The sequence below is a fragment of the Enterococcus pingfangensis genome, from assembly GCF_005405205.1.
GTDB lineage: Bacteria > Bacillota > Bacilli > Lactobacillales > Enterococcaceae > Enterococcus_A > Enterococcus_A pingfangensis.
In genome coordinates, this window is the sequence record NZ_BJDP01000006.1 from 41,893 (window position 1) to 54,802 (window position 12,910).

The 12,910-nt window shown below is 38.8% G+C and carries 10 protein-coding genes, 1 tRNA gene and 1 pseudogene; 5 read left to right on the plus strand and 7 right to left on the minus strand.

The annotated features are described in order from the left end of the window. Positions 1–216: 216 nt before the first annotated feature. The 3 genes from FFM63_RS04325 to FFM63_RS04335 form a co-directional block, all read right to left on the minus strand. Positions 217–2,592: a phosphoketolase family protein gene (locus FFM63_RS04325; protein ID WP_137609098.1), complete on the minus strand. Its 2,376-nt coding sequence runs from the start codon at positions 2,590–2,592 to the stop codon at positions 217–219. Positions 2,593–3,076: 484 nt separating this feature from the next. Then, complete coding sequence (locus FFM63_RS04330) at positions 3,077–3,736, minus strand: C39 family peptidase (RefSeq protein WP_137609099.1); 660 nt, start codon at positions 3,734–3,736, stop codon at positions 3,077–3,079. Positions 3,737–3,803: 67 nt separating this feature from the next. Next, complete coding sequence (locus tag FFM63_RS04335) at positions 3,804–5,723, minus strand: ABC-F family ATP-binding cassette domain-containing protein (RefSeq protein ID WP_137609100.1); 1,920 nt, start codon at positions 5,721–5,723, stop codon at positions 3,804–3,806. 202 nt (positions 5,724–5,925) lie between these two features. On the opposite strand from FFM63_RS04335, the gene FFM63_RS04340 reads away from it, so the two are divergent. Beyond that, a complete protein-coding gene (locus FFM63_RS04340) occupies positions 5,926–6,564 on the plus strand; it encodes a redox-sensing transcriptional repressor Rex (protein WP_137609101.1) in 639 nt (212 codons plus the stop codon). A gap of 133 nt (positions 6,565–6,697) precedes the next feature. On the opposite strand, the gene FFM63_RS04345 is transcribed toward FFM63_RS04340, so the two are convergent. Further along, positions 6,698–7,042 carry a thioredoxin family protein gene (locus FFM63_RS04345; RefSeq protein WP_137609102.1) on the minus strand — a complete coding sequence of 115 codons (345 nt, stop codon included), beginning with the start codon at positions 7,040–7,042 and terminating at the stop codon, positions 6,698–6,700. Between the two features lie 130 nt (positions 7,043–7,172). Between FFM63_RS04345 and FFM63_RS04350 the strand changes: the two genes are divergently transcribed. Beyond that, positions 7,173–7,243: transfer RNA gene (locus FFM63_RS04350), tRNA-Gly, on the plus strand. A 201-nt stretch (positions 7,244–7,444) separates the two neighbouring features. Here FFM63_RS04350 and FFM63_RS04355 read toward each other — a convergent pair. Beyond that, the gene (locus FFM63_RS04355) at positions 7,445–8,422 is read right to left on the minus strand and encodes a Rossmann-fold NAD(P)-binding domain-containing protein (RefSeq protein WP_137609103.1); all 978 of its coding nucleotides are present in this window, start codon (positions 8,420–8,422) and stop codon (positions 7,445–7,447) included. A 698-nt stretch (positions 8,423–9,120) separates the two neighbouring features. On the opposite strand from FFM63_RS04355, the gene FFM63_RS04360 reads away from it, so the two are divergent. The 3 genes from FFM63_RS04360 to FFM63_RS04370 all read left to right on the plus strand — a co-directional run bounded on the left by FFM63_RS04360 (position 9,121) and on the right by FFM63_RS04370 (position 11,139). After that, positions 9,121–9,351 (plus strand): hypothetical protein, encoded by a 231-nt coding sequence (locus FFM63_RS04360; RefSeq protein ID WP_239585066.1) that lies wholly within the window; start codon positions 9,121–9,123, stop codon positions 9,349–9,351. Further along, on the plus strand, positions 9,338–10,282 hold the full coding sequence (locus FFM63_RS04365; protein ID WP_137609104.1) for an SPFH domain-containing protein: 945 nt from the start codon (positions 9,338–9,340) through the stop codon (positions 10,280–10,282). The genes FFM63_RS04360 and FFM63_RS04365 overlap by 14 nt, the downstream gene beginning before the upstream one ends. A 152-nt stretch (positions 10,283–10,434) precedes the next feature. After that, complete coding sequence (locus FFM63_RS04370) at positions 10,435–11,139, plus strand: DNA/RNA non-specific endonuclease (RefSeq protein ID WP_137609105.1); 705 nt, start codon at positions 10,435–10,437, stop codon at positions 11,137–11,139. A 282-nt stretch (positions 11,140–11,421) separates the two neighbouring features. On the opposite strand, the pseudogene tnpA reads toward FFM63_RS04370, so the two are convergent. Beyond that, a pseudogene (gene tnpA / locus FFM63_RS04375) lies at positions 11,422–11,894 on the minus strand (IS200/IS605 family transposase). 183 nt (positions 11,895–12,077) lie between these two features. Beyond that, positions 12,078–12,671 carry an ATP-dependent Clp endopeptidase proteolytic subunit ClpP gene (gene clpP, locus FFM63_RS04380; RefSeq protein ID WP_137609106.1) on the minus strand — a complete coding sequence of 198 codons (594 nt, stop codon included), beginning with the start codon at positions 12,669–12,671 and terminating at the stop codon, positions 12,078–12,080. Between the last annotated feature and the right edge of the window lie 239 nt (positions 12,672–12,910).

Consider the following 12,910-nt stretch of genomic DNA (forward strand, 5'->3'; position numbering starts at 1 on the left):
GAAGGTGACGCGCCTTCTAATGGGTATTAGAAGAAACAAACAAGAAGGACTAAAGGTGTTTAACGAGGAAATCTACGCTGCTTCTTTGATTTCAGACAAACAAAAATGTTGATAGAAAAGTCTAGCTGATTTTCTATCAACCCAGATTAGTATAGGAAATTGAATCCAGCAAAAAAGCATCAGGAGATTCTTATCTCCTGATGCTTTTTTTGAGTATTATTTATTTGCTCCGTTTAAAGTTTCCCATTTCCAGTCTTCTACTTCTGGAATGTCTGTTCCGTTTGCACGAATGTAATCGTGATGGAAGGCTAGTGTATCATCCATTTTTTGAGAGAAGTCTGCGGCTTTTTCACCGTAAGCTGCATTAGCACCGTCTTGAGCTAAGTGGAAACGGTCCATTTCGCTGAAGACACGCATATCAAATGGAGTAGTGATATCACCATTTTCACGGTAGCCATGGATGTGGATGTTATGATTGTGACGATCAAAGAAGATGTCACGAACCATTCCTTCGTAACCATGGAAAGCAAAGACGATTGGTTTGTCTTTAGTAAAGATCGCATCGAATTGATCATCACTTAATCCGCGAGGATCGATTTCTGGATGACGCAATTTCAATAAATCAACGACATTGACAAAACGAATTTTCAGTTCAGGGAACTGTTTATTCAAAATCGAAACAGCTGCTAAAGCTTCTAAGTTTGGTTCTGTACCAGCCGCAGCAACAACTAAATCAGGTTCTGCGCCATTATCTGTACTTGCCCAGTCAATGACTTTCAATCCTTCTTTCACTAATTCTTCTGCTTCAGTAGCTGAATAAAATTGTGGACGAGGGTGTTTACTTGAAACGATCAAGTTGATCACTTGTTTGTCTTGCATGGCTTTATCCATGACTGCCATCAAGCTGTTTGCATCTGCTGGTAAATATTCACGAATAAATTCTGGTTTTTTCTCAGCTAAGTGAGTCAATACACCTGGATCTTGGTGAGTGTAACCATTGTGATCTTGTTGGAATACAGTGGATGTCGCAATAACATTCAATGCAGGATATTCTTTCCGCCAAGCATGAGCGCTAGCTTTACGCATCCATTTGAAGTGTTGAGTCAACATAGAATCAACAACACGCAAGAATGATTCATAACTTGCAAAGAAGCCATGACGTCCAGTTAAAACATAACCTTCTAAGAAACCTTCTGCTTGGTGTTCAGATAATTGACCATCAATTACTCGACCTGCTGAAGATTGCCATTCATCAGTACTATTTTTTGGTTCTAACCATTGGCGATCTGTTTCTTCAAAGACTTTATTCAAACGATTTGATTTCGTTTCATCTGGTCCGAAGATCCGGAAATTTGTTGGGTTTTTAACGACTATGTCACGAGCTTGTTGACCAAAGATGATCATGTCTTGTGCCATTACTGAACCAGGAGTCGTTGTATCGATTGCGTATTGTTTCCAATCAGGCATATTTATTGGTTTTGGATCAATCCCACCGTTAGTGATTGGATTTGATGACATCCGTTTGCCGCCTTTAGGAGATAATTCTTTCAATTCGTCAACGATCTTGCCGTTTTCGTCAAATAATTCTTCTGGACGGTAAGATTTCAACCAATCAACTAATTTATCTGCATGTTCCATGTCTTCTGAACCGACAGGGATTGGAACTTGGTGAGCACGGAAAGTCCCTTCAAGTTGTTCGCCAGCCCATGTTTGAGGACCTGTCCAACCTTTAGGTGTTCTGAAAATAATGACCGGCCATGCAGGCATCTCAGCATCTTCAGCTTTACCTTTACGAGCTTCGCTTTGGATTGCTTTGATTTCTTCAATGACTTCATCCAATACTTTTGCCATCAGCGGGTGAACTTCTGCAGGATCAGTTCCTACAACAAAATATGGTTTCCAGCCTAGGCCTTCAAAATATTTTTTCAAGTCTTCATCGCTTTTACGTGATAGAATCGTTGGATTAGAGATTTTTCCACCATTTAAGTAAAGGATTGGCAAGACAGCACCATCATTGACTGGGTTGATAAATGTATTTGAGAACCAACCAGCAGCAAGAGGACCTGTTTCAGCTTCGCCATCACCAACGACAGTTGCAGCAATGACATCAGGATTATCTAACACAGCACCTGTTGCATGTGAAAGGGCATAGCCTAATTCGCCGCCTTCATGAATAGAACCTGGTGTTTCTGGTGCCGCATGTGAAGCGATACCGCCAGGGAAAGAAAAGATTTTGCAAAGTTCTTTAAGCCCCGCTTCATCTTCTGTGATTTCTGGATAAGTTTCTGTATAGCTGCCATCAATGTAAGAGTTCGAAACCATTACTTGGCCGCCATGACCAGGACCTTCGATATAGAACATATTCAAATCATATTTATTGATCACACGATTCAAGTGAGCGTAAACAAAGTTTTGCCCGGCAATGGTACCCCAGTGACCGATTGGATGAGTTTTAACGTCTTCTTTTTTTAACGGCTGTTTCAATAAAGGGTTGTCTTTCAAATACATTTGAGCGACAGAAATATAGTTAGCAGCACGCCACCAAGCATCAACTTTATTTAAGTAGTCTTGAGAATCTAAGTTATTTGACATGTAGAAAATCTCCTTTTTAAGTAAATAATACTTTAATGTTTTCACACACAATATACATGGATTTCTAACATTTGTAAACCCTTTTTTGGTATTTTTTACATTAAGTAGCGGACGTAACAGGATAAAATAACTTAGTGATAGTTAGTAATGCTTTTAAAACAGAATAATACGGCCGTTTAATAACGAAAAAATATTGTGATAAATTTAACTTAATTTTGAAATCAAAGAGCTGAAAGTTGTAGATAAGCCGAAAATTGATAAATGATGACGGCTGAAAATAAACAAAAGGATAGTTAGTTCTAGAAATTTCATCAATAGGTCATCTTTTTTTCTCATGTTTATTTAAAATGCGCATAATTTCTTCAAATATTGAGCGTAAGCTAAATGTAACCCTAATAGTTCTTTTTCCCTGCGAAAGTAGGAACCCCAAACAAACAAAGCCGACGCAAATGCGCCGGCTTTGTTTGTTTAGCTAGTAGTCCAATCAATTATATACCCACGCATTCGCAAGCTGCGGCATGAGCTGGTCAAGAGTGTATTCTTGTTTATAATGCGCTTTATCCGAAGAATCATTTGGATCATAAACAATGACTTGCTCGGTTTGGACACTTTTTTTGATTACCATAATGTGGCCGACATCAGTGAACTCGCCTGGAGTAACAGAAACGACTATAGGCAGATTTTGATTCAAAGATTGTTGGATCTTGGCTTGATCTTTCTCAAGGTTTTGGACATTCAATCCGTAGTTTTGTGCAAAAACTGGAAAAATCGACCAAGCAGTGCCTTGCCCTGCTTCGTAATAGCGATCACCGCTCCATTGTAAAATTTCTGTTGGATAAACTGTACGATGCTCTCGATAAGAAAGAACCATTGCTAGCGAGGTGATAGCACAGCCATTAGTGGCTAAATCATTTTGTCCAGTGCCGTTGCCATAGGCTTCGTTTGCCCACCGCAAATCAGTTTGTAACAGCAGGGGAAAGTCCTGACCTTGTTCTTGAAGATATTGATTCGCACCGCTTGAGAAGTCATCTTGACTGTTAATTTCATTACCAAAGTGAAAAATTCGATCAGAAAAGATTCCTAGACTTGCGATCACTAAAAAGCAGCCTAGTAAAATTGAAAATGGACGAATTCGTCGCCGCATAAAAAACACCTCCACTCTTTCATTAAAACGAAAAATAGGGGAGGTGTCATCGGTCAAAAGTTGTAGATTATTCGAAGTCTTCTAATTCTAAACTGAGCTCTTCCCAAGATGAAAGTAATTCTTCTTGTTTGGCTTTTTGTGCTTCCAACTCGTTCGTCAATTCTAATAACTGAACATGATCATTCAAGACATCAGGCTGGCTCATTTGGATTTCTAATTCAGCAATTTTTTGATCTAAAGCAGTAAGTGTTTCTTCGACCGTTTCAATCTTGCGCCGCAAACTGCGAATCAATTTCTGCTGCTCTTTATTTTGATGAAATTTTTTCTTTGGAACTTCGATCGTGGCGGTTTCTTTTGCCCGCAATTCAGCGATCTCTTCTTCTTCTTTTTTCTTTTCCAAGTAGTAATCATAATCACCCAGATACAAGCGGCTACCTTCAGGTGAAAGTTCGATCACTTTGTTGGCGATTCGATTGATAAAATAGCGGTCATGAGAAACAAACAGCAATGTGCCTTGATAATCGATCAATGCATTTTCCAAAACTTCTTTGTTGTCGATGTCTAAGTGGTTCGTTGGTTCATCAAGAATCAAAAAATTTTCTTTATCCATGGAAAGTTTGGCCAGAGCGACCCGCGCTTTTTCACCACCACTCAATAATGGAATGGTCTTTTCAACATCTTCACCGCTGAAAAGGAAACCGCCCAACACACTGCGGATATCTTTTTCCGGGGTAGTAGGATGTTCATCCCACAATTCGGCTAAAATCGTTTTATTGCCGTGCAGATCGGCTTGTCCTTGGTCATAGTAACCGACAGTGACATTGGTACCAAAATGCGGTTCTCCTTTGATAAAAGGGAGTTGTCCAATCAAAGATTTTAATAGTGTAGATTTGCCAATCCCATTAGGACCAACAAGTGCGATCGCGTCTTCTTTGCGGACATCTAGCTCGATCGGTTCGGCCAGCGTTTTTTCATAACCAATTGCGGCATCTTCAATCTGCAAGACGACATTACCAGAAACCTTATCAATATCAAACATGAATCTCGCTGATTTTTCTTTACCATCAGGTCGATCCAAACGATCCATTTTTTCTAAAGTTTTACGTCGACTTTGTGCACGTTTCGTTGTAGACGCACGAACTAAATTCCGAGCGACAAAATCTTCGAGTTTTTCAATCTTGTCTTGCTGCTTCTCATAGGCTTTCCAATCACTGGCAAGCTGTGCAGCTTTCAAATCCAAATAGCGGGAATAATTCCCGGTATAGTGGCGGATCTTGTGACGTGAGATTTCATAGATCTCATTTACGACACGATCTAAAAAGTAGCGGTCATGAGAAACAATCAATAACGCCCCTGAATATCCTTGTAAATAGTCTTCCAACCAAGCCAAGGTTTCGATGTCTAAATGATTGGTCGGTTCATCAAGAATCAAGATGTCAGGCTTGACCAACAACATTCGGGCTAAAGCCAAACGCGTCTTTTGACCACCGGACAAGGTACTGATCTCTTTGTCATAAAAACTATCATCAAATTTAAACCCATGAAGGACACTGCGAATCTCATTTTCATAGCCATAACCATTTTGCTCATTAAAATCATGCTGAAGCTGATCGTATTCTTTCAACAAAGAAGCATAATGGGAATCACTCTCAGGGGTTTCGCCGATTTTGATCTCGACTTCCCGCATCCGAGTTTCCATTTGACGTACCTTTTCAAAAGCCTTCAACATTTCATTCCAAATTGTTTCATTTGAATCTAGGCCAGTATCTTGAGCCAGATAGCCTAAAGTGGCTTGTTTATTTTTAATAACTTGCCCCGCATCGGGTGCTTCGATGTTGGCGATAATTTTTAACAGCGTAGATTTACCCGCGCCGTTTCGTCCAACTAGGCCGATTCGCGCTTTGCTGTCGACTTCAAGATGAATATTTTCAAATAAAGTGTCAGCGCCAAAATAGCGGGCGATTTGATTTGCTTGTAATAAAATCATTGGATATCTTCCTTAAATTTATTTTTCCGAATGGACTCAGTCTACCATATTTTTGCAAACGTTGCGATTGGAAGCGGTCATTTTGCCGGATCGTGATTTTTTCACAAAATTTCGAGCAAGTACGTTGCAATTATATAGACATTCTTGCTATTATAGTTCAGTAGTAAACATTTACGAATTTTTTTAATGAAGGAGAGTTATTGTGAAAGAAAATGCAATTCCAAAAGCAACTGTTAAACGATTGCCGTTATACTATCGGTATTTACGTATATTAAATAATGCAGGAAAAACGAAAGTGTCTTCAACTGAACTAAGTGAGGCGATCCAAGTCGATAGTGCTACGATTCGTCGTGATTTTTCTTACTTTGGTGAATTAGGCAAACGTGGATACGGATATGATGTAGAAGATTTGATGTATTTCTTTGGAAAAATCTTGAATGACGATCAATTGACGAACGTCGCTTTAGTCGGTGTCGGAAATTTAGGTAGCGCCTTGTTAAAATTCAAGTTCCACCAAAGCAATAGCATCCGCGTAAGTTGCGCGTTTGATATCAAAGAAGATATCGTTGGGCGCATTGTGGATGGTATCCCTGTATATCCATTGGATAGCATGGTAGAACAAATCAAATTACAACAAATCGAGATCGCAATTTTGACCTTGCCTGCCGAACAAGGACAACAAGTCGTTGATCAATTGGCTGAAGCAGGGATCAAAGGAATCTTGAACTTTACCGCGGCTCGACTAACGGCACCAGATAATATTATTATCCAAAGTGTTGATTTGACGAATGAATTACAAACATTGATCTATTTCCTGCATCACAACACGGATAACAAATAAAAGAAGTTGTGATAGGAGTAGGCAGTTTTAAGAAATAAGAAGCAATTTTGGTTTATTTTCGAAGAAATTGCCGGGGCACCGTTTATTCGAAAAAAGGATGTGACAAAAATTTTGTCACATCCTTTTTCGGGGGTCAATGTTCGCTGAACAATGATTGATAATCTGTCATTTCTGAATCTGTCGGTAATTGCTGCAAAAGTTCTTCTAAAGAATGAAAGTCGATGAAACGAGCTTGACGACTCACTTCTTTTCCCTCATGAAAAACTAAAACCGCAGGCACTGTCAATACTTCAAAGAAACCAGCTAATTCAGGTTCGTGCATAATATCCAATTGATGAAAAGCAATCGCATTCGTTTCAGCAAGTTTTTTAACTCTGGGCGCATCAACATGGCAAATACTGCACGTTTCCGAAGAAATAAATACGATGTTATTCATCTCATCAGCAATCGCCTGTTTGACACTTGCTAAGGTAGCCATAAGCAAACTTCCTTTCTTAGTAAACGCTTATTGTCTGTAAGATAACTAGAAAGGATCAATCTGTCAATTTTATTGTTTGAAATAAATGGTTGTCCAATTTAATAAAAAGCGTTATACTCTCTAATGTATCGCGGGTGTAGTTTAGTGGTAAAACAGAAGCTTCCCAAGCTTCCGTCGCGAGTTCGATTCTCGTCACCCGCTTCCTTGAAGAGTGCCAATCCCTTGATACCAAAGGGTTTTAGGCACTCTTTTTTTGGCTGTTACACAAAAATTACACAAAAAAATTAAAAAAGAATCGAAAGAAGTGTTTAATAAAAACTCCGCTGGTTTATTTACAGCAGAGTTCTTGAAAGGTATTCTGTTTATTTTGAATGATCAAGACTGCTTGGCTGTCGATTCGTGCTACACTTTATCAAGAATTTTAATATCTGGATCGTCTGAGTGTTGCGTTGCGATTTCATCTTTGAAGATTGAGAGATCCTTTTGGAAGATGTATTTACTAAATTGTTCACTTAATATTTGACTGACATTTCGATAAGCGAAAGTCGGTGTGTTCGGTAAAGTATAGTAGTAAAGGCCATTTTTTTCATAAACAGGCTGATCAACGGTTGTAAATTGATTGCCTTCAATGGCATTTCCGGCATCAGCGGCTATATCAATAATGAAAGTGCCTTTTTTTAATTGGGCTTGATCCTCGATAGATAAAATCGGTTCGCCTGAATCGCCGACTCTGATTCCGTTAACGACAATCGAGTATTTAGATAATTGCCGTTTGAAATTCGGCAATGTTTTGCGATAAAAAAGTTGGACAGACGAAGAAAGTTTTGAAACGCCGTGGAAGGCGCCTTGTGCAGTATTTCCTGAGCCTAAAATAGCGATCTCATGGTCGCTAGTTGGTAAAAGGCCGAAACTCAGCAGTGCATGCAACACCCCAGCATAACCAGCGTAAAAGCTGTTTTGATAGACAAAATTTTTCGGGATGATTTTTGAAGTGTAAGATTTTCCTTGATAGAACATCGTTGGTTTTTGATTATCGATATCAAGAACATAGAGATTTTTAGGAATCGCTTGAGTTTCCATAAATTTTTTGCCAGATCCTAAGGGGTGAGTCCAGCCGATGATCATCTGATTTGGTCGGATCAAGTCATAATCGCATGGTTGGATGATTTTTAGGGAAAAGATTCCATCACATAAGGCAAAGATTTCAGTGCGACTTAAAATCGTGCAACCTGCTTCCTGATACTCTTCATCAGTGATACCCAGAGAGCCTCCGAAACCGTTTTCAATATAAATCGAATTGGCAAATTGCTTGATGTGTTCAGGAAGCAATGGCAACCGACGTTCATGAGGAAAATCTGTTTTTAGAAAACCCAATTTCATAATAACATCTCCATTCTATTCATATTATTTTACACATAATATTATTTAAAAATATCTTTTGGTGATACTTTTATATTATTTAATCTAACATAGATTGTCAATTATTTTCTAAAATGAAGCCTATTAGGTTATAAAATAGTCTGTGAATTATAAAAAGGAAAGTCGAAAAAACATTCATCATTTGTTTTATTATCACAGAATGATTTTTGTATCAGTGAATATTTTCCTACCGATTCCTACTTTTATTTGGAGGAATCTTGCTATTTAATTCGTAGTTGAAGTATGCTAATGTGGACGTGGGGAAAAATCCCCACTAGGATAGTATTTCCTGATTAAATCAACGTTTGTGGCTGAGCGTTGATTTTTTTATATATTTTTTGAAAGCGAATTATGTGTAAAAGAATATTCATGCTCGGTGATGATTTATCGGGATCTGGAATGAAGCAATCTTTTTGGTGAAAAAGAGCCAAACTCTTGAATCTGCTGGAGTTCCATTCAATGTCAGCATATACTATGGGTGAATCTATAACAGGCAGAATATGGCAACTTGTTGAAAGTGATCCGTTGTGTCTTGTCTGTACAATTATGGAAACAAAAAATTATTAGACGAAATTTTGGTATACTGATTAAAAGCACCAGTGTTCTGCTTTGGCAGTATTGCTTAGCGGAAGATTTGTTGGTGAAAAGGAGTTGAGGGTTTGTCAGATTATCAAATGGAAAAAACGATGGGAAAGTTTTTTCGCAGTAAAGGATCAAAGGTAACAGGAATCGTTCGAATCTTAGGAAGTTGGTATGATTACAAAGTGGTTAATGGCTCTCCTGAACCGGGAGATATGCTGGAAGTTATTGATTTTACCAGTCGAGAATTACTAGTTGTCATCAATAATAATCTAGAAGAAAGAGATGTGAATTATATTGTTAATCTTTAATATCATTTTATTAGTTGTCGTAATCGTTATCGTTTTATTTATCCTCAGTCAATTGGTCGTAATTGTCCAACAAGGGGAAGTCAAAGTAGTTGAAAGTTTTGGGAAATATGTGAAGACGCTAGAACCGGGTCTGCATTTTTTGATCCCAATTTTATACGTGGTTCGTCGACGGGTTTCTTTGAAACAAACACCAATCCAAATTGAACCGCAAAGTGTGATTACTCGCGACAATGTTATCGTAGAGATTGATGAGGCTATCAAGTATCACGTGACAGACGCGCGAGCTTTTGTCTATGATAACGAAGATTCAGTTACCTCTATGATTCAAGATTGCCAGTCTAATTTACGCGGAATCATTGGGAAGATGGAATTAAATGAGGTATTGAATGGGACTGAAGAAATCAATTTGAATCTTTATGAAAGTGTCAAAGATATTACTTCTGGTTACGGTCTGTCGATTGATCGAATCAATATCGGGGAGATCTCCGTTTCAGATGAGATCGTCAATTCAATGAATAAATTGATCACTGCCAGTCGGGATAAAGAATCATTGATCACAATTTCTGAAGGGAAAAAGCAATCAGTGATTTTGGAATCTGAAGCAAAATCATCCGAAATGCAGATCGATGCTGAAGCGCGAGCACGACAAACAAAAATCGATGCGGATGCCCGAGCTGAGCGGACTAAAATCGATGCAGCAGCAGAAGCTGAACGGATCGCGAAGATCACAGAAGCTGAGACTGCGCGGATCAAAGAAATCAATCAAGCAATCGCTGACAGCAATTTAACGGATGAAATGATTGCTTATCTAGGTATCGAAGCCTTCAAACATGTTGTTGAAAACAATGGCAATACCGTGATCCTGCCAAGTAATTTAACGGAGCTTGGCAATATTCCGGCAATCAAAGAAATTTGGCAACAAACCAAATAGCAGAGGTGATTTTTCGCTAGTCTGCTTATCATAATTTTTGTTAGATTAGAACAAAACAAGTATAGTTAGGCGGCATCTTACCAATACAAGAATAAGTTTTCTGATTCGTCAATTGAATGAGAATCGAGTCATTAAAATCAATTAGGAGTTGAATGGTCATCGCGTCAAAGAAGCAAATCTCTAAAGTAGTTTCAGCAATCGTCGTTGTATTAGCGGGGATCTATGGTGTTTATTCGCGAGTAGCACCTGAAGAATCAAAGGATATAAAAATCAATGTAAGTCAATTATCAGAAATTCCTGATTACGATGGGGCACAGCAAACGATCGAGTTGAATCACAATCAGCCGAATTTTTCAAAGGAAGATCTCTCATTGAATGAAGGCACTTGGACGCGTTTTTCTGATTTGGATAAATTAAACCGTGTAGGGACGGCCAACGCCATGCTAGGGAAAGATTTGATGCCTGAGCAAGAAAGAGAGCGTCTCTACGTAAAACCAACAGGCTGGCATCAAAAGTTTTATCATGACGAACCGTTATATAATCGCGCGCATTTGATCGCGCACCAATTTTCAGGTGAGAACAACAATCTGAAAAATTTAATGACCGGAACAGCTTCGCTGAACGATCCTGGAATGAACAATCATGAGATCGAGATCGGAAATTACATCCGAAAAACGGATCATCATGTTCGCTATCGCGTGACGCCTTATTTCAAAGGTGAGGAATTGGTCGCTCGCGGGGTACAAATGGAAGCTCAAAGTATTGAGGATGATCAGATTTCATTCAACTTGTTCATTTATAATGTTCAAGAAGGTATTGCAATCGATTATCAAACGGGTTATTCAAATAAAGAATAAAAAGAGACTATCCAATTTTTTGATTGGGTAGTTTTTTTGTGAAAAAAATAAAGCAAGTTTCTTCAAAGCAACTATAAGCCTCCATATAAAATACGAGCTAACAGCTCATGGAAAATAGCAAAGTGACTTCCGTACAAAGCTATGCCAAAAATCATAACCACCCGTGAAAACGGGTGGTTTGCTCTTCGGCTGGAAGCCTCTCTTACCGGCCACGGCCTATAAGGCCCTCTGAAAGCTTCCCACCGCACCACTTCTACTCGCTGATTCTAAAAGAATCTCACTCTATCTCTTTTTGTTTTTGGCTCCTGTAAACGGATCGACTTCTTCGAACAAAGTAAGCTGATCTGCTGAATAATCTTCTTTTATTTGTTTACGAATATACTCAGCTATCTTTTCCTTATTTCTTCCAACCGTGTCCACGTAGTATCCTCGACACCAAAATTTCCGGTTCCCATAGCGATATTTCAACTCTGCATGACGATCGAATATCATTAAACTACTTTTCCTTTTAAGTAGCCCATAAATTGAGAAACGCTTAATTTTGGTGGAATACTTACAAGCAAATGAATATGATCTGCACAGGCATTTGCCTCGATTATCTCTACTCCTTTTCTTTCACAGAGCGCGCGAATGATTTCGCCTATGCTTTCTCTATATTTCCCATAAATTATCTGTCTCCGATATTTTGGCGCAAACACAATGTGATACTTACATCTCCATTTGCTATGTGATAAACTTTCTTTGTCCTTTTCCATAAGGACACCTCCTATCTTTGATGGTGATGCGGTCGGGAAACCAACATCAGTTTATCAATTTTGGGAGGTCTTTTTAATACCACGCTGGAAGCTCTTTTGAACCACCAGCAGAGCAGGTGGTTTTCAAACATACAAAATAAAAAACCGAGGAGATCTCCTCGGTTTCTAACGTACTTTAGCGCATTAGTTTAATGAGCTGCTGTTTTCCATAACTTCATCGATCAAGCCGTAAGCTTTCGCTTCTTCGGCAGACATGAAGTTGTCACGATCTGTGTCGCGTTCGATGACTTCGATTGGTTGGCCAGTACGTTCAGATAAAATGTTGTTTAAACGTTCACGCGTCTTTAAGATATGACGTGCAGCGATTTCGATTTCAGTCGCTTGACCTTGGGCACCGCCAAGTGGTTGGTGGATCATGATTTCAGCATTTGGTAATGCGAAACGTTTTCCTTTAGCACCAGCCGTTAGTAAGAAGCTGCCCATTGAAGCTGCCATACCAAGTACGATAGTTTGCACGTCAGCTTTAACAAAATTCATTGTATCAAAAATCGCTAAACCAGCAGATACGCTTCCTCCTGGGGAATTGATGTAAAGATAAATATCTTTTTCAGAATCTTGGGCATCCAAGAAAAGTAATTGGGCGATGATGGTGTTCGCCATATCGTCGTTTACTTCACCGCTAAGCATGATGATGCGGTCTTTTAATAAACGAGAGTAAATGTCGTAAGCACGTTCGCCACGAGATGATTGTTCAATGACTGTAGGAACTAAATTCATAGTGAATCCTCCTTAAAATATTGTTCGTAGATTAGTTTAGCACAAACAAGGTTAGATTGCTAAAACTTAAAAAAAGTATACAACGTTGGTCAGTTTTGGTCAAATAGAAGGCTCCACTTTTTTTCCAGGAGTCAACTATCATAAAAATGTGAAAATATGGTACTATTAATAACGATAAGAACAAGTTGACATTCCCGTTTTTGAGCAGGATCAAGAGTTGATGTTTGAATGGATAATTG